This window comes from Erwinia sp. JUb26, from assembly GCF_003751505.1.
Classification (GTDB): domain Bacteria; phylum Pseudomonadota; class Gammaproteobacteria; order Enterobacterales; family Enterobacteriaceae; genus Erwinia.
Genome location: NZ_RJVB01000009.1, coordinates 85694 through 109385, shown reverse-complemented (window position 1 = coordinate 109385; position 23692 = coordinate 85694). Strand labels below are relative to the sequence as shown.

Below are 23692 nucleotides of genomic sequence, written 5' to 3'. Positions count from 1 at the left end.
GAATAATATTCCGGTACGCTGAATTCTGACCGGCTTATAAGAGAAAAAATGATGAACTCGACTCATTCACTGACACCTGGGTTGTCTTTATTCGCCCGAAATAAGCGTCACCTGCATAAATACGGCATTATTATCGCGTTCTTTGTGCTGTGCCTGGTCGTGACGGCCATTGGTGAAGTTCAGGTTGCTAAAGGAGCCTGGAGCAGTAACTACTTCCTCAGTAACGAAAATATGCTGATCGTGCTGCGCCAGATTTCGATAAACGGCATTCTGGCGATCGGCATGACCTTCGTGATTATTACCGCCGGGGTGGATCTGTCGGTGGGATCGGTGCTGGCGCTGAGCGGCATTGTGGCCGCGCGCTTTGCCACCACCAACACCGGGCTGGCGATTGGCGATACCGCGCATGCGGTGCTGATGCCGCTGATTATTGCGCTGGGCATCGGCATCGTCTGCGGCCTGCTGAACGGCACCATCCTGGCACGCTACCGCCTGCAGCCGTTTATCGTCACCATGGGCATGCTGTCTGCGGCGCGCGGTCTGGCGCTGCTGACCACCGACGGCAACCCGGTTTCCCAGCTTAACTCTGATTTCCGCTGGTTAGGTAACGGCTACGTGCTGGGCATTCCGGTGCCGGTGATCCTGTTCGTGGTGCTGTTTGCCCTGGCCTGGATCCTGCTGAATAAAACCCTGTTTGGCCGCTACGTTTACGCGGTGGGCGGCAACCAGAAAAGCGCGCGTACGTCGGGCATCAGCGTGGTGAAAATTAAGGTGCTGGTTTACACCCTGTGCGGTGCGCTGGCCGGGATTGCCGGTCTGATCCTCACCGCCCGTACCGGCTCGGCACAAACTAACGCCGGAGCGGCCTACGAGCTGGATGCCATCGCGGCGGTGGTGATTGGCGGCACCAGTATGGCCGGTGGCGTGGGAACGCTGATCGGTACGCTTTTCGGTATTTTAATTATCGGCGTAATGAATAACGGCCTCGATCTGCTCGGCGTGCAGTCTTATTACCAGCAGATTATTAAAGGCGCATTAATTGTGGTTGCGGTACTGCTCGACCCGTCGCGTAAACAACAGCGCGATTAATACGACGTTCACGGAATAAATAAACAGCCTGTTTAACAGGTGAGTATCCTACAAAAACCAGGAGTTAAAATGCACAAGATGACCAAAATAGCCCTGCTGACCTCCGGCCTGTTAATGGGCAGCATGGCCGCTCACGCCGCACCGGTTAAAATTGCCGTGCTGATGTACGGTATGAAAGCGGAATTTGTCCAGCTGATGGAAAAAGCCGGTAAAGAACATCCGGCGGTGAAAAGCGGCGATGTGCAGTTAACCGTTTACGATGGCCGTTACGATCCGCTGGTGCAGAACAACCAGGCGGAAACCGCCATTCAGACCCACGTCGATGCGATTATTATTAACCCAATGGACTACGAAGCGAATATCGACGTAGTGACCATGGCGAACGAGGCGAAAATTCCGGTGGTGGTGACCAACGCCCGCCTGAATACCGACAAAATGACCTCTGAAGTGGTGTCCGATGACGTACTGGGTGGCTACCTGGAAGCCAAAGCGGTACTGAAGAAAATGAACTGTAAAGGCAACGTGGTGATTATTGAAGGGCCGAAGGGCGGCAGCGGTGAGATCCAGCGCGGCCAGGGCAACGATAAAGCCATCGCCGAATGCGGTGCCGGTAACGTGAAGGTGCTGGAGCGTAAAACCGCCAACTGGTCACGCGCCGAGGCGCTGCCGCTGATGGAAAACTGGCTGCAGAAACACCGTGGTCAGATTAACGGCGTGATCGCACAGAATGACGAAATGGCGCTGGGCGCGATTGAAGCCATCAAGGGTGCCAACCTCAATGTGAAAGACTTCGCCATTGCCGGCGTGGACGGCGTTTCCGACGCGATCCGCGCGGTGCAGGCGGGTGAAATGGTCTCCATTCTGCAGGATGCTCATGCGCAGATGCAGGGCTCAATCGACGTGGCGCTGCGGGCAGTGAAGGGCGACAGCTATCAGCCGCAGTCGACCATCTGGAAGCAGTACGAAGGCAAAATGGCGTGGGATGATGGCAAATCAAAACGCTACTCCGTGCCGTGGACCGAAGTGACCACGGAAAACGCCACCCAGCTACTGGACGCACGTAAGTAATCAGATGCAGGGCCACCGTTCCTGAACGGATGGCCCTGTTTTTGCTTTTGTCTTAACTGCAACACTCTCGAAAGTTTTGTGACAAAAATATGAAGTTTATTTTATAGTTCAGTTTTATCCTGGTCGGTTTATTTTTGCTCTTTCCGCATTAGATAAACGGCACGACAACCAACCTGATTTAATTCCGCGCCTGACTCTCGTTCTTAATCTTCCCCTAAGAAAATTCATTTATGCTCTGTGTATAGTCGCGAGGATAAGATAACTCACCTGTTGTTAGTCAGTTATCGTCTCGGTCTGTTTTCATGGCTAACGTGTGTTTTTTTGACTTTGGCGTTTTCACCTGGGTCATCCCAACTATTGTCCACTTTCTCCGAGGTGCGGTTTTGCACGCCCCACGGTTAATTTCTGCCAGTTTATTGGTGCTAACTGTTTAGTGAGATTAATCAATGTTGGAGTTTTTACCTTTTTCCCGCCCTGCAATGGGCAGCGAAGAACTTGACGCGTTGGCAGAGGTTTTGCGTTCAGGTTGGATCACTACCGGCCCTAAAAATCAGCAGCTTGAGCAGGAGTTCTGTCAGCTAACCGGTAACAGTCACGCGATTGCCGTCAGCTCGGCGACCGCTGGGATGCACGTCACGTTAATGGCGCTGGGCATTCAGGCGGGTGATGAAGTGATTACCCCGTCGATGACCTGGGTTTCCACGCTGAATATGATCGCGCTGCTGGGCGCCACACCGGTGATGATCGATGTCGATCGCGATACGCTGATGGTCACGCCCGATCTGATCGAAGCGGCGATCACCCCGCGAAGCAAAGCGATTATTCCGGTGCATTACGCCGGAGTTCCGGCAGATATCGACGCGATTTACGCGCTGGGTAAACGCTACGGTATTACGGTGATCGACGATGCCGCGCATGCCGCCGGCACCTTTTATCGTGGCCGCCACGTCGGGGCATCGGGGACGGCCATCTTCTCCTTCCACGCCATTAAAAACATGACCTGCGCCGAAGGCGGAATGGTGGTGACCGACGATGCGGCGCTGGCCGACCGCGTGCACAGCCTGAAGTTTCACGGGTTGGGCGTGGATGCCTACGATCGGCAGACTCACGGCCGCGCGCCGCAGGCGGAAGTGATTACGCCGGGATACAAATACAATCTGGCCGACCTCAATGCGGCTATCGCGCTGGTGCAGCTGAAAAAGCTGACGCAGCACAACGCGCGCCGCGAGCAGATTGCGCGCCGCTATCTGACCGAGCTTGCCGATACGCCGTTCCTGCCGCTCAGGCAGCCCGACTGGCCGCATCATCATGCCTGGCATCTCTTTATTCTGCGCATCGATCCGCAAACCTGTGGCCTCAGCCGTGATGAGCTGATGCAGCGGCTCAAGGATCAGGGCATCGGCAGCGGGCTGCATTTCCGCGCGGCCCACACGCAGAAATACTACCGCGAACGCTTTCCTGAGTTAACGCTCCCCAATACGGAGTGGAATTCGGCGCGCATTTGTTCCATCCCGCTGTTCCCGACGATGACCGATGACGATACCAATCGCGTTATCGCCACACTGCGCCAGATTGCAGGTAAATAAGATGACAGACCAGGCTATTAAAAAGGTCTCGGTGGTGATCCCGGTTTATAACGAACAGGAAAGCCTGAACGAGTTAATCCGCCGGACGCAGGCCGCCTGCGACACGCTGACGGTGGATTATGAAATCCTGCTGGTGGATGACGGCAGCAGCGACAGCTCGGCGGAGATGCTGACCGCTGCCGCCGAGCTGCCGGGCAGTAAAGTCGTTGCGGTGCTGCTGAACCGTAACTACGGCCAGCACTCGGCGATTATGGCCGGATTCAGCCACGTGTCCGGTGATTTGATTATCACTCTCGACGCGGATTTACAGAACCCGCCGGAGGAAATTCCCCGGCTGGTGGCAGTGGCGATGGAGGGCTATGACGTAGTCGGCACCGTGCGTCAGAACCGTCAGGACAGCTGGTTCCGCAAATTTGCTTCGCAGATGATTAACCGCCTGATCCAGCGTACCACCGGTAAAGCGATGGGTGACTACGGCTGCATGCTGCGCGCCTACCGTCGCCATATTATCGATGCGATGCTGCACTGCCACGAACGCAGTACCTTTATCCCGATCCTTGCCAACACCTTTGCCCGCCGGGCGACGGAAATTCCGGTTATGCACGCCGAGCGGGAATTCGGCGATTCAAAATACAGCTTTATGCGGCTGATTAACCTGATGTACGACCTGATTACCTGCCTGACCACCACGCCGCTGCGCCTGTTGAGCGTGTTCGGCAGCGTCATCGCGCTGTCGGGCTTTGCCATTGCCGTGCTGCTGGTGGTGATGCGGTTGTTTCTTGGTCCGCAGTGGTCGGCGGAAGGGGTGTTTATGCTGTTTGCCGTGCTGTTTATTTTTGTCGGCGCGCAGTTCGTCGGTATGGGCCTGCTGGGTGAGTACATCGGACGCATCTATAACGATGTCCGTGCCCGCCCTCGCTATTTTATTCAGCGCGTTGTCAGTCACAACGCCGACTCGACACAGGATAAACAATGATGAAAGCAGTGGTTTTTGCCTACCATGATATTGGGTGCGCGGGTATTCGTGCGCTGCATAAGGCGGGGTTTGAGATCGAGGCCATTTTCACCCATGCGGATAATGCCGCTGAAAATCAGTTTTACGCCTCGGTTGCCCGCACGGCGGCGGAGCTGGGCGTGCCGGTCTATGCGCCGGAGGATGTGAATCATCCGCTGTGGGTTGAGCGTATTAAAGCGATGGCGCCGCAGGTGATTTTCTCGTTCCACTACCGGCAGATGCTCAGTGACGCGATCCTCAACAGCGCCAGCGAAGGGGCTTTTAATCTGCATGCCTCGCTGCTGCCCCGCTATCGTGGCCGCGCGCCGCTGAACTGGGTGCTGGTCAACGGCGAAGAAGAAACCGGTGTGACGCTGCACCGCATGGTCAAACGCGCCGATGCCGGGGCGATTGTCGCCCAGCAGCGGGTGGCGATCGACCCGCAGGATAATGCGCTGACCCTGCACCGCAAACAGTGCAGGGCGAGCGTCGAACTGCTGGATTCCAGCCTGCCCGGTATTCTTCGCGGTGATTTTACCGAGCGTGAGCAGGATGAAAGCCAGGCGAGCTACGTCGGGCGGCGTACGCCTGAAGATGGCCGTATTGACTGGTCTCAGCCAGCCCATCGTATTCACAATCTGGTGCGCGCGGTGACCGATCCGTGGCCGGGGGCGTTTAGCTTTGTGGGTTCCGGCAGATTTATCGTCTGGCAGTCGACAGCTCGGTACGATTTACCGGCGGCGAAGCCGGGCACCGTGCTGTCGGTAAACCCGCTGGTGGTGGCCTGTGGCCAGGGCGCGCTGGAGATCGTCACCGGCCAGGGCGACAGCGGCGTCTATATGCAGGGCAGGCAGCTGGCGCAGACGCTGGGGCTGGTCAGCGGGGCGATCCTGCACAATCAGCCGGTGTCGGCGATTAAGCGCCTGACCCGCGTGCTGATCCTCGGCGTGAACGGTTTTATCGGCAATCATCTGACTGAACGCCTGCTGCAGGATGATAATTTTGAAATTTACGGGCTGGATATTGGCTCCGACGCCATCAGCCGCTTTGTGGGTCATCCGCGTTTCCACTTCGTCGAGGGGGATATCAGTATTCACTCGGAGTGGATTGAGTACCATATTAAAAAGTGCGACGTGGTGCTGCCGCTGGTCGCCATTGCCACGCCGATTGAATATACCCGCAATCCGCTGCGCGTTTTCGAGCTGGATTTTGAAGAAAACCTGAAGATTATTCGCGACTGCGTGAAGTACCAGAAGCGTATCATCTTCCCGTCCACCTCCGAAGTGTACGGCATGTGTACCGACGATACCTTTGATGAGGACCACTCGAATCTGGTGGTTGGGCCGATTAACAAACAGCGCTGGATTTATTCAGTTTCCAAGCAGCTGCTCGATCGGGTGATCTGGGCCTACGGCGAAAAAGAAGGGCTGCGTTTTACCCTGTTCCGGCCGTTTAACTGGATGGGGCCGCGTCTGGATAACCTTAATGCAGCACGCATCGGCAGCTCGCGGGCGATCACCCAGCTAATCCTCAATCTGGTGGAAGGTTCGCCGATTAAACTGATCGACGGTGGGCGGCAGAAGCGCTGCTTTACCGATATTCGTGACGGCATTGAAGCGCTGTTTTTGATTATTGAAAACAAGCAGCAGAACTGCGACGGGCAAATTATTAACATCGGTAACCCGGACAATGAAGCCAGTATTAAACAGCTGGCGGAGCAGCTGCTGGAAAGCTTTGACCGCCATCCGCTGCGCCATCGCTTCCCGCCGTTTGCCGGATTCCGCGAGGTGGAAAGCAGCAGCTATTACGGTAAGGGCTACCAGGACGTGGAGCACCGCAAACCGTCGATTCGCAATGCGAAACGGCTGCTCGGCTGGCAGCCTGCGGTGCAGATGAACCGCACCATCGACGCCACGCTGGACTTCTTCCTCAATTCGGTGGATGGCGGAGAGTCTGCTGAATGATCAACGTTGGTCTGCGTATTGATGTCGATACCTGGCGTGGGACCCGTGACGGAGTGCCGCGTCTGCTGGAGATTTTGCAGCAGCAGCAAACCCAGGCGAGCTTTTTCTTCAGCGTCGGCCCGGACAATATGGGCCGCCACTTGTGGCGGCTGCTGAAGCCACGCTTTCTGTGGAAGATGCTGCGCTCCAACGCGGCGTCGCTCTACGGCTGGGATATTCTGCTGGCGGGCACCGCGTGGCCGGGACGTAATATTGGCCGGGGCCTTGCGGATCGGATCCGCTCGGCGGCAGAGCAGCATGAAATCGGGCTGCATGCCTGGGACCACTTTGCCTGGCAAACCTGGGCGGGAGTCTGGCCGAAGGAAAAGCTGCATGCGGAGATTGAACGCGGTGCCCGCGCGCTGGCGGACATCCTCGGCAGGCCGGTTAACTGTTCGGCCGTGGCGGGCTGGCGGGCAGATGGGCGGGTCGTCGCGGCTAAGCAGCGTTTCGGCTTTGCCTGGAACAGCGACTGCCGGGGCACCCATCCTTTCCGGCCACGTCTGCCGGACGGCAAGCCGGGCACGGTGCAGATCCCGGTAACACTACCGACCTGGGATGAGGTGGCGGGCACCTCGGTAAGCCGCCAGGCGTTCAATGATTTTATTCTCGACCGCATCGTTGAGCAGCGGGATGGCGTGCCGGTGTACACCATTCACGCCGAGGTCGAAGGTATCGCGCTAAGCGGGATGTTTGACGTGCTTCTGACTCAGGCGCGGGAGCGCGGCATTCGCTTCTGTCCGCTCGGTGAGCTGCTGCCCGATGATGTCACACAGCTGCCGATGGGCAGCATTGTCCGGGGTAGCTTCCCCGGCCGCGAAGGCTGGTTAGGATGCCAGCAACTTATTGAGTGAGACCGGATGAAGAGCTGGCGCATTACCCTGTCCCTGATCCTGATGTATGCCCTGTACTATCTGATCCCGCTTGAATTCCGCGCCCTGTGGCAGCCGGATGAGGTTCGCTATGCTGAAATCAGCCGTGAAATGCTGGCCAGCGGTAACTGGGTTTCCCCGCATTTTCTCGGCCTGCGCTATTTTGAAAAACCAGTGGCGGGCTACTGGATAAATAACCTCAGCCAGCTGTTGTTCGGCGGCAACAACTTTTCCGTGCGCTTCGGTTCGGTTTTCTCGATTACCCTGAGTGCCATGCTCGTCTGGTGGCTGGCGTTGCAGATTGTCGGGCAGCGGCGCACCGCGTGGCTGGCGGCGATCGTGTTTCTCTCCAGCCTGCTGGTTTATTGCATCGGCACCTATGCGGTTCTTGACCCGATGATTACCCTGTGGCTGGTGGCGGCGATGTGCAGCTACTGGCTGGCGGTGCAGGCGGAGACGCGGCGGCAGAAAATGGTGGCCTGGCTGCTGCTGGGGCTGGCCTGCGGTATGGGATTTATGACCAAGGGCTTTCTGGCCCTGGCGGTGCCGGTGGTGGCGATTGTGCCGTGGGCCATCTGGCAGCATCGCTTCCGCGAGCTGCTGATATACGGACCGCTGGCGGTGATGGCGGCGGTGTTAATCTCGCTTCCCTGGGGGATCGCGATTGCCCGCCAGCAGCCGGATTTCTGGTCGTACTTCTTCTGGGTGGAGCATATTCAGCGCTTTGCCGAGAAAGATGCGCAGCACAGAGCCCCGTTCTGGTACTACCTGCCGGTGCTGATTGCCGGTTCACTGCCCTGGCTGGGGCTGCTGCCGGGGGCACTGCTCCGTGCGGGCCGGGAGCGAGGTAACAGGAGCGGCGGAATGTATCTGCTGAGCTGGGTCGTGATGCCGCTGCTTTTTTTCAGCATTGCCAAAGGTAAGCTGCCGACCTATATCCTTCCGTGCTTTGCACCACTGGCGATCCTGCTGGCCGACTACGCCGTGCAGTCGGCGAAAGCCGGTGGCCGGGCGCTGCGGGCTAACGCGCTGGTGAACCTGGCGTTCGGCACGTTGGCCGCACTGGCAGTGTGGCTGGTGCTTTCGCCGTGGGGCCTGTCCCACCGTCCGGTTTATCAGCTTTCCGAGGGCGTTAAGGTGGCGCTGGGCGGCATGGCATTTCTATTCTGGGCGCTGATGGGCGCCGTTACGTTCACCGCGCGCGGCAGAAACTGGCCGCTCGCCGCGCTGTGCCCGCTCGGGATTGCGCTGGCCGTGGCGCTGGTCATTCCGGATAAAGTGGTGAATTCCAAACAACCGCAGGAATTTATTCAGGCGACGCAACAGCAGCTGGCGGACAGCCGTTTTATTCTGTCGAACAACAGCGGCATGGCTTCGGCGGTGGCGTGGCAGCTGAAGCGCAGCGACGTCGATATGTACGAGCAGTCGGGTGAACTGACCTGGGGGCTGAGCTACCCCGACAGCCGCGACCGGCTGGTGGCGAGTGACCGGTTTACCGACTGGCTGGCCGCACACCGCAGGCTCGGTAACGTGTCGCTGGTGCTGAAACTGACCGATACCGCACGCGACGCTGACCCCGGACTGCCCGCGCCGGACCAGGTTTATCGCCAGCAGCGCATGGTCCTTTACTTCTATCATCAGCAGCCATGAATATTCTGCTGATCCTGTTGGTCAGCCTGTTGAGCTGCGCCGGGCAACTGTGCCAGAAGCAGGCAACGACCAGCACCGGTCACGCCCGGCCACGGCGGCATCTGCTGCTGTGGCTTGGCCTGAGCGTGCTGCTGCTGGGGCTGGCGATGCTTGCCTGGCTGCGGGTTTTGCAGGACGTCCCGGTGGGCGTCGCCTATCCGATGCTCAGCCTGAATTTTGTCTTTGTGGCGCTCGCTGCCCGCTGGCTGTGGCATGAGCGGCTGTCGCTGCGCCACTGCTGTGGCATTCTGCTAATCGTGGGCGGCGTGGCGGTAATGGGCGGGTATACCTGATGGGCTGGGTAGGTGCCTTGTGCAGCGTGCTGCTGGTCAGTGCAGCGCAGCTGTTGATGAAATGGGCGATGATCCAGCTGCCGACTCTCGAACGCCCGCTGGACTTCGCTGCTGCTATTCTCACCTTTTCACCCCCCGCGCTGGCGCTGCTGGGCGGTCTGCTGGCCTATGCGCTTTCCATGCTGTGCTGGCTGCTGGCGCTAAAGCGGATGCCGCTCAGCCGCGCCTATCCGCTCCTCAGCCTCAGCTATCTGCTGGTCTGGGGGATTGCGCTGCTTATCCCTTCGCTCAGTGAGTCGTTTCTCTGGGGCAAGCTGGCGGGCGGAGCGCTGATCCTCACGGGCCTGCTGCTAATCTTCTGGCCGGACAAAAAAGACCGCTAATCGGCTAAAGGCGCTATGATTGCCGGGTTTTGGGATATCTAAATTAGCAGGACATTTAAATGATGGATAAAGATCGCCTTCTGGAGGTTCGGGAGGTCAGCTTTGCGCTGCAGGAGAAGGTTCTGCTGGCGCCGCTGTCCTTTTCGCTGGGCAAAGGGGAGTTTCTTTGGCTGACTGGTCCGTCCGGGGTAGGGAAGAGTACGTTACTGAAAATTATCGCCTCGTTGTTAGAGCCATCATCGGGTGAGGTGATATTTAACGGCCAGCCGCTGGCGACGTTAAAACCGGAACGCTACCGGCAGCAGGTTTCTTACGTTTTCCAGACGCCGGTGCTGTTCGGCAGTACGGTGTACGACAACCTGGCGTTGCCGTATCAGATCCGCCAGCGCGCGCCGCAGCGGCAGGCCATGATCGAGGGTTTAGCGCGGCTGAATCTGCCTGCGGAAGCGCTGGACCGCAGCATCGACCAGCTTTCCGGCGGGGAAAAACAGCGGGTGGCGCTGCTGCGTAATCTACAGTTCCCGCCCGATATTCTGCTGCTGGATGAGATTACCAGCGCGCTGGATGAGGAAAATAAGCAGGCGGTGCATCAGCTGATCGATGAACAGGTCGGGCAGGGCACCGCCGCGATCTGGATCAGCCACGATCGCCATGAAACCGAGAACGCGCAGCGTATTCTGACGCTGTCTGCACCGCAAAACGGGGGGGCAGCATGAACCAGCATAATATCACTAATGAGTCGCTGGGCCTGGCGCTGGTACTGGTGCTGATTGCCCTGCTGGTCAGCCGTAAGGAGAAGCTGGGGCTGGAAAAAGACATCGTCTGGAGCGTGGCGCGGGCGATTGTGCAGCTGGTGATCGTCGGCTATGTGCTGAAGTATATTTTCGAGCTGGACAACGGCTGGCTGACGGTGCTGATGGTGCTGTTTATCTGCGTGAATGCCGCGTTGAACGCCAAAAAGCGCAGCCGCGCCATTGATAACGGCTTTCTGATTTCGTTTGTGGCGATAACCTTGGGCACCACCCTGACCTTAACCATTCTGGTGCTCAGTGGGGCCATTGAGTTTATGCCGATGCAGGTGATCCCGATATCCGGCATGATCGCCGGGAATGCGATGGTGGCGGTGGGGCTGTGCTTCAGCAATCTTAACCAGCGCTTTGCCGATAACCGTCAGAAGGTGGAAGAGATGCTGAGCCTGGGAGCCAGTGCGCGAATCGCTTCCGGCAGCATTGTGCGTGACAGCATTCGTGCGGCGATGATCCCCACCGTGGATGCCGCTAAAACCGTGGGCCTGGTCAGCCTGCCGGGGATGATGTCGGGGCTGATTTTTGCCGGCATCGATCCGGTGAAGGCGATCAAATATCAGATTATGGTGACGTTTATGCTGCTGGGGACGGCCAGCCTGTCCACCATCGTGGCGGGGTATCTTGCCTGCCGGCGCTTTTATACCGCGCGGGTACAGCTGAAGTCGTGAAGGATTAAATCGGAACGTTGCCAGCTTGCCAAGTCATTAAGTCATCAGGCTGGCAGCGTGTGATGAGGCTGGTTTATGCTGCACTCAGGCTGACATAACGTTCACAGGCCCCAAATGAGGCCTGTGAACGTTATTGATATTGCGGCTAAATAATACCGCCTGTACTTCACTTTAGCGCGGTTGTGGGCGTTAACACTTACATATCCCACATCCCCTTAATGCCGCCTTTAGAAATTCACGTTAGCGCTGAGACCGCCAACAAAGGCGTTTTTCACTTCGCTGACCGCACCCGGTGAGGCGACGTACTGCAGGTTTGGCCGCAGGCTCAGCCAGTTGGTCAGGAGGGCGTTGTAGTAAACCTCATAGTTGTATTCCGACCCGTGCTGAATGGGCAGGTAGGTCGGGCTCTGGTAGTGACTTTCCCCGTTTTCTTCATTGATACGGTGCTGCATGCGCCCGTAGTTGCTGTTAACGTGAATGCGTCCCGCACCGACACCAATTTCATCCTGTGAACGAGCGGCGAACGGGCCTTTCCAGACAAAGGTCATCGCCTGATAGTTATCGGTTTTCGAGGTGCGCCGATCGTTCATCACGCCCTGTACCGTCATGCTTAGTCCACGCTGACTATCACCGTCCATCGCCGTCAGCTGTTGCTGCAGCAACAGATAGCCGCCGTAGGCATGGGCATCATCGTGATAGCTGCCGTTGCGGTAGCTGGAGTACTTGTTGCCGTTGACCGATGAGTAGTAGACGCCCATGCGATAGTTACCCGGCAGTTTTTCCGGCCCGAAGACCGGCTTCCAGCCCAGTTCGACCGGCACCATATTGCCGAGCGTTGGGCTGGTATCCAGGCGGAAGCCATTTCCGGTATCGTAATTACTGGCGGTTTGATTGTAGAAGCCGACCTGCAGGAAGACTTCCGGCGTGAAGTTGAGTTTTACGCGACCGCCCCACTGGGAAACCGGCCAGTTAAACCAGCGATCGCCGCGCCAGTTCCCCGGCTGTCCGCTGCCGAACGCCAGGTTTTCGAAATTGCTCTGGAATGAATCAAAATCTTCGCCGACGGTGACGCGCCCGGCTTTAACCTCGACAAGACGATCGAAGAAGCCTTTGTTCATCCAGAACTGGGTCAGGCGCCAGGTCTGGCCGCGACCATAAACTTCCTCTACCGATGACAGGCCACCGGTACGAGGATCGTTAATATGCTCGGTAAGGTCGTGGCCGTTTCGGCTGGTGAGAGTGAACTGGAACTGAGTATCGTCCCAGTTTAGCAGTTTTTCTAAATCGAGAGTGGTACCAAACGCCCACTGATCGGTATAGCGGGCGGTCGACGAGGTTTTATAGCCACCGGCCAGGTTGCTGGCGGACTCCATGGTGTAGTTCACCTGGAAATCGACGCCGTCGTCTTTCAACTCTGAGCGCAGACCGCCCCAGTCTCCGAACATATAGGATGAATCAAGGCTAAACGGTGCCATATCGGCGTGGGAAACAGCAGAAAACATCACGAGTGCGCCACCGCACAAGAGTGCAATCTTTTTCATTTTCCGATCTGCGTATGCTTTTCTTTGCATGATAATGACCTTTTTTATTATCACCCGCGGCGCGGTTCACTACATTCCATTAGTGGCTAACCGTCAGGCGCTTAGAGATAAAATGCTGAAATATTACCTGTCGCAATAAATGTGTTGCGGCTGGCGTATGACAACATGTAAACAAGTTTTGGGGATTATGATTTTGTGCGGATAATGCTGTTGTGAGAGGCTTAATTGTTTATAAATAATAGGTGTGATGAATAATTGTTTCAGTGAGCGTGTTTTCCGCCAGTTTACAATGAGTAAAAACTGGCGGCGAGGATTAAAACTTAATTCCGGCGCTCAGGCCGCCGACGAACGGCTGTGAGTTATCTTCCACAGCGCCGGGTTTGGTCGTTTGTTGCAGATTAGGGTGCAGAATAATATGCGGAGTTAAGTGATAGTTATAGTAAAGATCGTAGTTGAATCCTTCACCGTGCATGAGCGGCTGTGGCCTGTGGTCCTGATAGTTGGGCGGCACAGACAGGTTATCGGGTGAGGGATAACCGTTCACGGCGTTGGGATAGATATAATAGGGGACTTGCTGTTCGGGCATAATGTTCAGCGGTTTTGGCTTGGCATAAAGCGCGCCGCTAACCAACAGTAACGCCAGCGCACTCGCGCTGAAGACGAGGACGTTATACCGCATTTTCGACGGCGACAGCCTTTCCATAAATGATCTCCTTTTTAATCCAGCCAGTGGTATTCCCTTTCGTGCTCACCATGATTACAGCATGCCAGCACATGGCCGTTTCTCTTTAAAATGCGGTTGCAGGACAAATTCAGGGGATTGCGTGCAGACCGCATCAACTGATTTTCAGCCTGCGGAAGCTTAGCGTAAGATATCCTCAATACAACCGAAGGGAGTTTTTAACAGGTTATCAGGGAGAGCGTCTATGAGGAAACTATTGTTTGCGGTGTGGTGTGTGTTTTCTTTTGTCTTATCTTATTCAATATTCTTTTTATTGATTACGTTTATTCAGGTTAATATTATCCCGCGTGAGTTTATAGAAAGTTTTCTCCAGCTTTTATCGAACGCCGGTGAGGTGGCATTCACCCGCTGGATTTATTTATCTGGGAGTGGATTGTCGTTATTGTTAGCGATGATGACCTGTCACGAAGTATGGATGATGCATCATCAGGCTGAAGCCTGAAAAAAATAAACGCCCGTTCGCGGGCGTTTATTCTTATTTGATTACCCAGAATTAATGGGTTAACTATCTGCGGCCGAATATTTTAGCTGCCAGGAAACCGACTCCTGCTGCAATAACCAGTGAAACCAACGGAGAATCCTGGGTTTTGGTCTTCACACAGTCCAGGGCATCGTCAATGGCGTAGGAAGCTTTTGCCGCCTGCTGACGGACTTTCCCTTTGAATTCATGCTCAGGAGAATCGACGGCTTTACCAAATTCTTCCTGGCCTTTGCCGATAGCTTCTTCCGCTTTATCGTTCGCTTTATCAAACAGACTCATACTGCCTCCTTTGATGGCATGATTTCCTCATGTGAGATAATAAGCGTAGACCACTGTGGGCAGATGATTGTCGGAATTTGTATAAAAATATGAATATACGATGAACCTGGTGTAAAAAAAGGGGGATCCTGCGATCCCCCCTTTTCCTGATGAATATCAGTGATAACCTTCATCCGGCTTAATTTTGCCGCGGAACACGTAGTAGCTCCAGAAGGTATAAACCAGAATCACCGGAATGATCAGCAGACCGCCCACCAGCATAAAGCCCTGGCTCTGCGGCGGAGAGGCGGCATCCCAGATGGTGATAGATGGCGGAATGATATTCGGCCAGATACTGATACCGAGGCCGGTAAAGCCCAGGAATACCAGCGCCAGCGTGAGCAGGAACGGCGTGTAGTGCGCATGGCGCTTCAGCGCGCTTAGCAGTCCCCAGGCAGCGGCCAGCACCAGTACCGGCACCGGCAGGAACCAGAACAGGTTAGGCAGGCTAAACCAGCGATGCATAATATTCTCGTGCAGCAGCGGGGTCCAGACGCTGACGATGGCAATGACCACCAGCAGCGCCAGCAGCAGCGGCTTCGTCAGCGCGGTCATTTTGCGGTGCAGTTCGTTCTCGGTTTTCATAATCAGCCAGGTGCTGCCCAGCAGCGCATAGGCCAGAACCAGACCTACGCCGCAGAACAGCGTAAACGGCGTCAGCCACGCCAGCGCCGGGCCACTGTAGGTACGGTTGGTGACTTCGAAACCGTTAATGACCGCACCCAGAACGACACCCTGGCTGAAGGTGGCTACAAATGAACCGCCGATAAAGGCTTTGTCCCAGAACGGACGGTGTTCTTCGGTGGCCTTAAAGCGGAATTCAAAGGCCACACCACGGAAGATCAGGCCGATCAGCATAATCGTCAATGGTGCGGCCAGCGCGGTGGTGATCACCGCATAGGCCAGCGGGAAGGCACCGAACAGCGCGGCTCCGCCGAGGATCAGCCAGGTTTCGTTACCGTCCCACACCGGGGCGACGGTATTGACCATCATGTCGCGCTCAACGGGGTCCTTGTTGAACGGGAACAGGATGCCGATACCGAGATCGAAGCCATCCATAATGATGTACATCAGGGTGGCGAAGACAATGATGGTAAACCAGATAATGGAGAGATCGATTCCCATCTTATTTTCCCTCTTCCGATGAATTTAATTTTTCCTGCACCGCCGACAGCGGGCGAGAAGGCGTGTGCGAGGTCCCCGGTCCACCTTCTGGCGTATGGTCACCTTCACCGGTCTGCGGACCTTTTTTGATCAGATTCGCCAGATAGGTATAGCCGACGCCGAATACCGAGACGTAAACCAGGATAAAGGCTATCAGCGAGATCGCCATCTGCAGCGTACTGTGCAGCGAAACCGCATCGCGGGTGCGCAGCAGGCCATAGATCACCCACGGCTGACGCCCCATTTCCGTGGTGATCCAGCCTGCCACCAGCGCGATAAGCCCGGATGGCCCCATCAGCAGAACAAACCACAGGAACGGACGCGAAGTGTACAGGCGCTGGCCGCGGCGCATCCACAGGCTCACTACGCCCATCAGGATCATCAGCATGCCCAGACCAACCATCACGCGGAATGACCAGAACACCACCAGCGAGTTAGGGCGATCTTCTTTCGGGAAGCTTTTCAGTGCCGGAACCTGTTTGTCGAGGCTGTGGGTCAGGATCAGGCTGCCGAGGTAAGGAATTTCCAGCGCGTAGCGGGTTCGCTCTTCCTTCATGTCCGGGATGCCAAACAGGATCAGCGGCGTGGCTTCACCCGGTGGGTTTTCCCAGTGCCCTTCGATCGCGGCGATTTTCGCCGGTTGATGTTCGAGGGTATTCAGGCCGTGCGCATCGCCAATCATTGCCTGAATCGGCGAGACGATCAGCGCCATCCACAGGGCCATGGACAGCATTTTGCGAATGGCCGGGGTATCGTTTTTACGCAGCAGATGCCAGGCCGCCGAGGCACCCACGAAGAACGCGGTGACCAGGAAAGCCGCCACGGACATGTGCAGCAGTCGATACGGGAAAGACGGGTTGAAGATGATTGCCAGCCAGTCGGCAGGGACCACGATCCCGTTTTCCACCGCGTAGCCCTGCGGCGTTTGCATCCAGCTGTTGGAAGCCAGGATCCAGAAGGTGGAAATAATCGTGCCCAGTGCCACCATGCAGGTGGCAAAGAAGTGCAGGCCGCGGCTGACGCGATTCCAGCCAAACAGCATGACGCCAAGGAAGCCGGCTTCCAGGAAGAAGGCGGTCAGCACTTCATAGGTGAGCAGCGGGCCGGTAATACTGCCGGCAAACTGTGAGAATCCAGCCCAGTTAGTACCGAACTGATAGGCCATCACCAGCCCTGACACCACGCCCATCCCGAAGTTGACGGCGAAGATTTTTGACCAGAAATGATAGAGGTCGCGATAAACCTCGTTTTTGCTTTTCAGCCACAGGCCTTCCAGTACCGCAAGGAAACTGGCCAGCCCAATGGTGATAGCGGGGAAAAGGATGTGAAAGGCTACGGTAAAGCCAAACTGTATCCTCGCCAGGTGATACGCATCTAATCCGAACATTGCTTACCTCGATCTAGCATAATACTGCCTTTTATTTTTTTACCCACAATTAACAAATAGACTACATTGTGAAAAAGTGAAGGTGGCAAATTGCGGGTTTCTCATCTACGACGGCGTGATCCTAAGACCAAATCCGGTGAAGGAGTAGTAACAGTAATATTGATCGCGGGTATAACAGCAATGATTATTACGATGAAGTGTTTCGCAGGCAGGTTAAATCGCTGGCGGGAAATGTTAAAGCAGGCTAGTGAAATGCTGATGAGATGTGAATGAACTGTATAATTATGATGGGTAAGGTTTTTTTTCTTCATTCGTATGGCAGGAAATGCATCGGATACTTCTTCCTGATCTGAATTTTTGACGTTGAGCTGAGGTTTTTTTTATAGCGAAGAGGGATATGAAAATAACTTTATGTCACGGTATTGATATAATAACCACAGAAAATATAAAGGTTTAGTGAAATATGTGATCTTTGTGTTGCGTTTTTAGGTGGTAATTTAATTTGTTAATCTGCCTGCATTTATCTCACCGTTTCTCATCCCGCTATTTTCAACCTTAGTCCGAAAAATGTTAATAATGTAATACATAAAAACACGCATGTTGAAATGTTTAGTTACATTTAAATGGCATTTATCTGCGCAATGGTTGTCAGAAATCAAAATTCATCTGAGTGAAATATGCGTATTAGCCGCCGCCCGGACCGGCATGCTATAACAGCTGTTCTCGGCTATTGTCGGCCATCTTTGGGGAAGTAATATGGAAATTCTGTTGGCGCTGTTGCCGGTTTATGCGGCCTATTTGCTGGGTACCGCCAGCCCGGGCCCCAGCAATATGGCGATTATGGGAGTGGCAATGAGCCAGGGGCGGGTGCCCGCTCTGATGCTGGCCGCCGGAGTGATCAGCGGCTCGCTGTTCTGGGCGATGCTGGTGGCCACCGGATTGTCGACGCTGCTGCTGGCCTGGGCGCAGGCGGTGACGGTAATTAAAATCGTCGGCGGCCTCTATCTGCTCTGGCTGGCGTTTAAGGCCGCCCGTAGCGCGTCGCAGTCCAGGCCGCTGAATGAAGGTGGAGCGATAGCCATGCCGCTTCCTTATCATGCACTCTATCGCCGTGGTTTACTGTTGCACCTCAGCAACCCGAAGGCGATTATGGTCTGGATGGCGATTATGTCTCTGGGTATCCACGCCGACGCCTCTCCCTGGCTACTGCCGATGATTGTTGGCGGCTGTGCGCTGTTAGGCATCGTGGTGTTCAGCAGCTACGCGCTGCTGTTTTCGACCCGTGTGATGAGCCGGGGCTATCAGAAATGCCGTCGCGGTATTGAAGGGGTGTTTGCGCTGTTCTTCACTGCGGCAGGGATCAAGCTGCTGTCTTCACGCTAGGCGGTCAGCGGCGTAGCCAGAAGCTACGCCGCGTTCAGCCGATGGCTCAGGGCTGGTAACCGGCCAGTTCTTCTTCTGACATACCGGCTTCGCGTGCCGCCTGGCACAGCTGTTGCCAGCTGTTGGCATCGATCGGAATGCCGTGCTGCTGACGATCCGCCCGCTGCTCCTCTTCCCATTCACCGGGCACTTTAATCGGTTGTTCACCGGCCTGCGGCGACGCTTTTGCCCAGTCGATAAACCGCTGCGCTTCCTGCTGCATTTCCGGGGCATCGAACGCGGCCGGATCCAGCACGATGCTGGTCATGCAGTTGAAAATCGCCGCCGGTGAGGTTTGCAGTGAATCCTGATGGGTGGTTTTACCCCCGGAAAGCGCGCCGCCGAGAATTTCACACATCACCGCCAGCGCATAGCCTTTGTGCAGGCCGAACGCCAGCAGTGAGCCGTAAGGGGTGTCATGCATGACGGCGGGATCGCAGGTCGGCTGGCCGTGGCTGTCGATCAGGTTGCCGTCGGCAACCGGCACGCCTTTATTCCACGCCACCCGGGTTTTGCCGTAGGCGATGCCGCTGGTGGCGAAATCCAGCAGCAGCGGAGTCTTGCCGGGGCGCGGAAATATGGCACAGAACGGATTGGTGCCGAACCGGCGGTCGCTGCCGTTAAAAGGCGCGACCAGCGGATCGCCGACCACGTTGACAAAATGGAACGAGATAAATCCGGCGCGGGCACACATTTCTGCCCAGTGTCCGATGCGTCCGATGTGGTGAGAATTACGCAGGGCGATCGCGCACAGGCCCAGTTCGCGGGTTCGGCCAATCGCCAGTTCCATCGCCTGGTCAGCCATCACCTGGCCAAATCCCTGTTGGCCATCAACGGTTAACACCGCCCCGGCATCCTTAACGATCTGTAGTTCACGGTTTTGCTGCAGGTTTCCCAGCGCACGAGAGGTCATATAGGTGGGGATCATCCCCACGCCGTGTGAGTCGTGGCCGGCAAGATTGGCGGCAACCAGGTGATCGGCTATTTTTTTTGCTTCAGATCGACTGCTGCCCGCCTGTTGCCACAGGCTGTAGACCATCTGATGCAGGTTATCGGGGGCAATACGAATTTCATCCATAGCGACGCTCCATGTTTTAAATATCGTCTTTATCCTATCCGGGTTGTTGCAGGGGCGCGCAGGATTTTTTAAAAAAAAGCCCACAGAAAGTGGGCAACGAAAATTATTTCTCGACTTTACCACGAGATGGTACAGCGGAATTGTCTCACGATTTATTTGGATAAATATAATTGATTATTCAGATCAATTTACACATTTCGATCTTCTAAATCGATTACGGTAACAGCTGAACAATTCCTGTTACACGAGACGCAGCGCTACCGTCCGATTAGCCGGCAAGGGTGATGTCAATATCCATGGCTGCCAGTTCGCGATTCGCCGACGCCGACAGATGCGGATCGGTAATGATGCTGTCAAATCGATCGAGCGGCAGGGCGAGGAACGTGGCGATCTTATTGTATTTCGAACTGTCGGCCAGTAGCACCCGTTTACTGCTTACTTCGCTGGCGGCGCGTTTTACGGCAATTTTTTCTTCATCCGGGGTGAAGGTTCCCCGAGTGCCCCAGCAGGAGGCGGAGATAAATGCGATGTCGATCGACAGCCCGCGCAGGGCCTGTGCGGCGGCGTCCCCGACGCTTGAGCGGTTATCGCGACACAGCGTGCCGCCGGTGTGGATCATCCGACACTGGCTGCCATCGATCAGGAAGTTGGCAATCGCGAAGTCGTTGGTGACGATCAACAGGTCGTCACGAACGCTGAGTTCGCGCGCCAGCGCCAGAGTAGTGGTACCCGCATCCAGATAAATACAGCTGTTGCGTGGAATATGCTGCGCGGCGGCCGCGCCAATGGCCTGTTTTTCCTGGCTGAACATGCTGGTTTTATCCAGATGCGAAGGCTCACTGGCAAGGCGATCGGTTGAACGTACGCCGCCGGAAACCAGCATCACCGCACCCTGTTCTTCCAGTTTTTGTAGATCGCGGCGGATGGTCATATGGGAGACCGCCAGTCGTTCCGTCAGTTCAGCAATGCTGACCACGCCGCGTTCCTGCACCAGCGATAAAATTTGTTGATGGCGTTCAATAGGGATCATGCACTCTCCTTGCGAATGAGCGGGGTAACAGCACCACATTTTTTACCAATTTATCACGCCCGCGTTTTATCGTCACAGCTTTTCACCTTGTAAAAAAGACTATCCTGCTGAATGTATTTGCTTTTATTTGAATTTATCTTTATCGACTCGCTGTTAATCTATGTGAATGAGTCTGTATTGATTGTTAATTATTGTGATGAGCATCACCAAGTTTGGCGCTTAAAACGCCTATACTTCACACAAGAAAACAAATTATCACCAAAATTAACACGGAGAGCGTATGTCAAACGCAGCATCAATGTCGGTTTGTGTCGTTGGCCTCGGATCTATGGGCATGGGCGCGGCGCAATCCTGTATTAAGGCAGGCCTGCGGACCTGGGGCGTGGATCTCAATCCACTGGCATTGCAAACCCTGCGCGACAGCGGCGCACAGGCGGCAGAAAGCCGCGCTGATGATTTCGCCGACCGGCTGGATGCGGTGCTGCTGCTGGTGGTGAATGCCGCTCAGGTTAACGCTATTCTGTTTGGCGAGAACGGCCTGGCACCGCGCCTGAAGCCGGGCACTGCCGTGATGGTGTCCTCCACGATTTCCGCCGCCGATGCGCAGAGTATTGAGCAGCAGCTGGCTCAGCATCAGCTGATTATGCTGGATGCCCCGGTATCCGGTGGAGCAGTGAAAGCGGCAGCGGGCGAGATGACGGTGATGGCGTCCGGCAGCGATGCCGCCTTCGCGCGCCTGCAGCCGGTACTCGATGCCGTTGCGGGTAAAGTGTATCGCATCGGCAGTGAAATCGGTCTTGGATCCACGGTGAAGATTATCCATCAGCTGCTGGCGGGCGTGCATATTGCTGCCGGTGCGGAAGCGATGGCGCTGGCGGCACGTGCGGGTATCCCGCTGGATACCATGTACGACGTGGTGACGAACGCGGCGGGCAATTCCTGGATGTTTGAAAACCGCATGCGCCATGTTGTTGACGGTGACTACTCGCCGAAATCCGCAGTAGATATCTTTGTGAAAGATCTCGGGCTGGTGGCAGACACGGCGAAAGCGCTGCACTTCCCGCTGCCGCTGGCCTCAACGGCGTTCAATATGTTCACCTCCGCGAGCAATGCTGGCTTCGGCCGCGAGGACGACAGCGCGGTGATCAAGATCTTCAGCGGCATTACGCTGCCGGAAAAAAAGGAGCAGCAATAATGCGCCTGGGTGTGATTGCAGATGATTTTACCGGTGCCACCGATATCGCCAGTTTTCTGGTGCAGAACGGCATGTCAACGGTACAGGTTAACGGCGTGCCGCAGGACGATCGCCGACTGGATGCGGAAGCGATAGTGGTCAGCCTGAAGTCGCGCTCCTGCGCGGCGGAAAAAGCCGTTGAGGATTCTCTTGCTGCGCTGGCATGGCTGCAACAGCAGGGCTGCGAGCGGTTCTACTTTAAATACTGTTCAACCTTCGACAGCACCGCGAAAGGTAACATCGGTCCGGTCACCGATGCGCTGCTGGCCGCGCTGGGTGAAACGCAGACGGTGATTTCTCCGGCGCTGCCTGTCAATGGTCGCACCGTCTATCTGGGGCATCTGTTCGTGATGAACCAGCTGCTGTCCGATTCCGGTATGCGCCATCATCCGGTTACGCCGATGACCGACAGCAACCTGCTGCGGCTGATGGAAGCGCAGGCGACGGGTAAGGCCGGTCTGATTGCCAGCCAGACGCTGGATCGTGGTGCTGAAGCGGTGCGCGCCGAACTGGCCGCGCTAGCGGCAGAGGGGGTACGCTATGTGGTGCTGGACGCGCTTAACGAACAGCATCTGCTGACTCAGGGTGAAGCGCTGCGTGAGATGAAGCTGGTGACCGGCGGTTCCGGGCTGGCCATTGGCCTGGCGCGGCAGTGGGCGAGCAGCGGCTGGGATCGTGAGCAGGCGCAGGCAGCCGGTAAACCGCAGGGCGGACGTGCGGTGGTTATCTCCGGTTCGTGCTCGACGATGACCAACCGCCAGGTGGCCCGTTATCGTCAGCAGGCTTCTTCACTGGCGGTTGATGTAGAGCGCGCGCTGGAGCAGCGCGATGCCTATGCGCACGAGCTGTGCGACTGGGTGGCGGGTCATGCCGAAGAGGCACTGGCGCCGATGCTATTTGCCACCTCCGAGCCGGAAACGCTGCAGCGGATTCAGCAGCAGTACGGTGCGCAGCAGAGCAGCGAGGCCGTTGAGCAACTGTTCGCCAGCGTGGTGCGTGAACTGCAGCTGCGCGGCTGGCAGCGCTTTATCGTCGCCGGAGGGGAGACCTCGGGCGTGGTGGCGCAGACGCTGAAGATTGATGCTTTCCATATCGGTCCGGTGATTTCCCCCGGCGTTCCGTGGGTCCGATCGGTCACGCAGCCGGTATCCCTTGCGCTAAAGTCCGGTAATTTCGGTGATGAAAACTTTTTTGCCCGCGCGCAAACGGAGTTCGCAGTATGACTGAACAGCAGGCACGTGAAGAAATGGTCCGGCTGGGCGCCTCGTTTTTCCAGCGCGGCTACGCCACCGGTTCGGCGGGAAATTTATCGATGCGGCTGGAGGACGGCACGCTGCTGGCGACGCCGACCGGATCCTGCCTCGGCGAGCTGGTAGCGGAGCGCTTGTCGAAGGTGACTCCGGATGGGGAGTGGATCGGCGGCGATAAACCCTCAAAGGAGATCAGCTTCCACCGCGCTATCTATCAGAACAACCCGGCGTGCGGGGCCATCGTGCATCTGCACTGTCTGTATCTGACCGCGCTTTCCTGTCTGGAGGGGCTGGACAGCAAAAACTGTATTCGTCCTTTCACGCCTTATGTGGTGATGCGCGTTGGCGATGTGCCGGTTGTTCCTTATTATCGTCCGGGCGATTCTCGACTCGGTGAGGATCTGGCGAAGCTGGCGCCACACTATCGCGCATTCCTGCTGGCGAATCACGGGCCGGTGGTGGTAGGAAAAACGCTGCGTGAGGCCGCGGACAATACCGAGGAACTGGAAGAGACTGCCCGACTGATATTTACCCTGGGCGATCGCCCGATTTGTTATCTGACCGATGACGAAGTGGCTGAATTACGGAGCTGAA

General features: G+C 56.3%; 23 protein-coding genes. 16 read left to right on the top strand and 7 right to left on the bottom strand.

Annotated features, from left to right (window positions below):
- The first annotated feature begins 51 nt into the window (after nt 1–51).
- From EC836_RS20935 to fetB, 11 genes are all read left to right on the top strand, one after another.
- A complete protein-coding gene (locus EC836_RS20935; RefSeq protein ID WP_123336715.1) occupies nt 52–1089 on the top strand; it encodes an ABC transporter permease in 1038 nt (345 codons plus the stop codon).
- Nucleotides 1090–1167: 78 nt separating this feature from the next.
- Nucleotides 1168–2157, top strand: a complete 990-nt coding sequence (locus tag EC836_RS20930; protein ID WP_370348339.1) for a substrate-binding domain-containing protein — start codon at nt 1168–1170, stop codon at nt 2155–2157.
- Between the two features lie 446 nt (nt 2158–2603).
- Entirely contained in the window at nt 2604–3743 is a 1140-nt protein-coding gene (gene arnB, locus EC836_RS20925; RefSeq protein ID WP_123336711.1) for a UDP-4-amino-4-deoxy-L-arabinose aminotransferase, read from the top strand.
- Between the two features lies 1 nt (nt 3744).
- The gene (gene arnC / locus EC836_RS20920) at nt 3745–4719 is read left to right on the top strand and encodes an undecaprenyl-phosphate 4-deoxy-4-formamido-L-arabinose transferase (RefSeq protein ID WP_123336709.1); all 975 of its coding nucleotides are present in this window, start codon (nt 3745–3747) and stop codon (nt 4717–4719) included.
- On the top strand, nt 4719–6701 hold the full coding sequence (gene arnA / locus EC836_RS20915; protein WP_123336975.1) for a bifunctional UDP-4-amino-4-deoxy-L-arabinose formyltransferase/UDP-glucuronic acid oxidase ArnA: 1983 nt from the start codon (nt 4719–4721) through the stop codon (nt 6699–6701). Before arnC ends, arnA begins: the two co-directional genes overlap by 1 nt.
- On the top strand, nt 6698–7594 hold the full coding sequence (arnD, locus tag EC836_RS20910; RefSeq protein ID WP_123336707.1) for a 4-deoxy-4-formamido-L-arabinose-phosphoundecaprenol deformylase: 897 nt from the start codon (nt 6698–6700) through the stop codon (nt 7592–7594). Before arnA ends, arnD begins: the two co-directional genes overlap by 4 nt.
- Before the next feature lie 6 nt (nt 7595–7600).
- Nucleotides 7601–9262, top strand: a complete 1662-nt coding sequence (gene arnT / locus EC836_RS20905; protein ID WP_123336705.1) for a lipid IV(A) 4-amino-4-deoxy-L-arabinosyltransferase — start codon at nt 7601–7603, stop codon at nt 9260–9262.
- Nucleotides 9259–9594, top strand: a complete 336-nt coding sequence (gene arnE / locus EC836_RS20900) for a 4-amino-4-deoxy-L-arabinose-phosphoundecaprenol flippase subunit ArnE (protein WP_123336703.1) — start codon at nt 9259–9261, stop codon at nt 9592–9594. The genes arnT and arnE overlap by 4 nt, the downstream gene beginning before the upstream one ends.
- Complete coding sequence (arnF, locus tag EC836_RS20895) at nt 9594–9977, top strand: 4-amino-4-deoxy-L-arabinose-phosphoundecaprenol flippase subunit ArnF (protein ID WP_123336701.1); 384 nt, start codon at nt 9594–9596, stop codon at nt 9975–9977. The genes arnE and arnF overlap by 1 nt, the downstream gene beginning before the upstream one ends.
- A 59-nt stretch (nt 9978–10036) precedes the next feature.
- Nucleotides 10037–10693, top strand: coding sequence for an iron ABC transporter ATP-binding protein FetA (fetA, locus tag EC836_RS20890; protein ID WP_123336699.1), 657 nt, complete (start codon nt 10037–10039; stop codon nt 10691–10693).
- Nucleotides 10690–11451 carry an iron export ABC transporter permease subunit FetB gene (fetB, locus tag EC836_RS20885; RefSeq protein WP_123336697.1) on the top strand — a complete coding sequence of 254 codons (762 nt, stop codon included), beginning with the start codon at nt 10690–10692 and terminating at the stop codon, nt 11449–11451. Before fetA ends, fetB begins: the two co-directional genes overlap by 4 nt.
- A 227-nt stretch (nt 11452–11678) precedes the next feature.
- On the opposite strand, the gene EC836_RS20880 is transcribed toward fetB, so the two are convergent.
- Entirely contained in the window at nt 11679–12992 is a 1314-nt protein-coding gene (locus tag EC836_RS20880) for a carbohydrate porin (protein WP_233599381.1), read from the bottom strand.
- Between the two features lie 313 nt (nt 12993–13305).
- Nucleotides 13306–13695, bottom strand: a complete 390-nt coding sequence (locus EC836_RS20875) for a carbohydrate porin (protein WP_123336694.1) — start codon at nt 13693–13695, stop codon at nt 13306–13308.
- 223 nt (nt 13696–13918) lie between these two features.
- On the opposite strand from EC836_RS20875, the gene EC836_RS20870 reads away from it, so the two are divergent.
- Nucleotides 13919–14176: a hypothetical protein gene (locus tag EC836_RS20870; RefSeq protein ID WP_123336692.1), complete on the top strand. Its 258-nt coding sequence runs from the start codon at nt 13919–13921 to the stop codon at nt 14174–14176.
- Between the two features lie 63 nt (nt 14177–14239).
- On the opposite strand, the gene EC836_RS20865 is transcribed toward EC836_RS20870, so the two are convergent.
- From EC836_RS20865 to EC836_RS20855, 3 genes are all read right to left on the bottom strand, one after another.
- Nucleotides 14240–14494, bottom strand: coding sequence for a CsbD family protein (locus EC836_RS20865; RefSeq protein ID WP_123336690.1), 255 nt, complete (start codon nt 14492–14494; stop codon nt 14240–14242).
- A 156-nt stretch (nt 14495–14650) separates the two neighbouring features.
- A complete protein-coding gene (cydB, locus tag EC836_RS20860; RefSeq protein WP_123336688.1) occupies nt 14651–15658 on the bottom strand; it encodes a cytochrome d ubiquinol oxidase subunit II in 1008 nt (335 codons plus the stop codon).
- A 1-nt stretch (nt 15659) separates the two neighbouring features.
- Entirely contained in the window at nt 15660–17084 is a 1425-nt protein-coding gene (locus EC836_RS20855) for a cytochrome ubiquinol oxidase subunit I (RefSeq protein WP_123336685.1), read from the bottom strand.
- Nucleotides 17085–17840: 756 nt separating this feature from the next.
- On the opposite strand from EC836_RS20855, the gene EC836_RS20850 reads away from it, so the two are divergent.
- A complete protein-coding gene (locus tag EC836_RS20850) occupies nt 17841–18467 on the top strand; it encodes a LysE family translocator (RefSeq protein WP_123336683.1) in 627 nt (208 codons plus the stop codon).
- A gap of 46 nt (nt 18468–18513) precedes the next feature.
- Here the strand turns inward: EC836_RS20850 and EC836_RS20845 are convergent, their stop codons facing one another.
- Together EC836_RS20845 and ygbI are read right to left on the bottom strand one after the other, a co-directional pair.
- The gene (locus tag EC836_RS20845; protein ID WP_123336681.1) at nt 18514–19584 is read right to left on the bottom strand and encodes a malate/lactate/ureidoglycolate dehydrogenase; all 1071 of its coding nucleotides are present in this window, start codon (nt 19582–19584) and stop codon (nt 18514–18516) included.
- A 268-nt stretch (nt 19585–19852) separates the two neighbouring features.
- On the bottom strand, nt 19853–20614 hold the full coding sequence (gene ygbI, locus EC836_RS20840; RefSeq protein ID WP_123336679.1) for a DNA-binding transcriptional repressor YgbI: 762 nt from the start codon (nt 20612–20614) through the stop codon (nt 19853–19855).
- A gap of 280 nt (nt 20615–20894) precedes the next feature.
- Between ygbI and ltnD the strand changes: the two genes are divergently transcribed.
- Genes ltnD through EC836_RS20825 form a run of 3 tightly spaced genes read left to right on the top strand, consistent with a single transcriptional unit; the run spans nt 20895 to nt 23691 of the window.
- Entirely contained in the window at nt 20895–21809 is a 915-nt protein-coding gene (ltnD, locus tag EC836_RS20835) for an L-threonate dehydrogenase (RefSeq protein WP_123336677.1), read from the top strand.
- A complete protein-coding gene (otnK, locus tag EC836_RS20830; RefSeq protein ID WP_123336675.1) occupies nt 21809–23071 on the top strand; it encodes a 3-oxo-tetronate kinase in 1263 nt (420 codons plus the stop codon). Before ltnD ends, otnK begins: the two co-directional genes overlap by 1 nt.
- Nucleotides 23068–23691, top strand: coding sequence for an aldolase (locus tag EC836_RS20825; protein WP_123336673.1), 624 nt, complete (start codon nt 23068–23070; stop codon nt 23689–23691). The genes otnK and EC836_RS20825 overlap by 4 nt, the downstream gene beginning before the upstream one ends.
- Nucleotide 23692 lies beyond the last annotated feature (1 nt).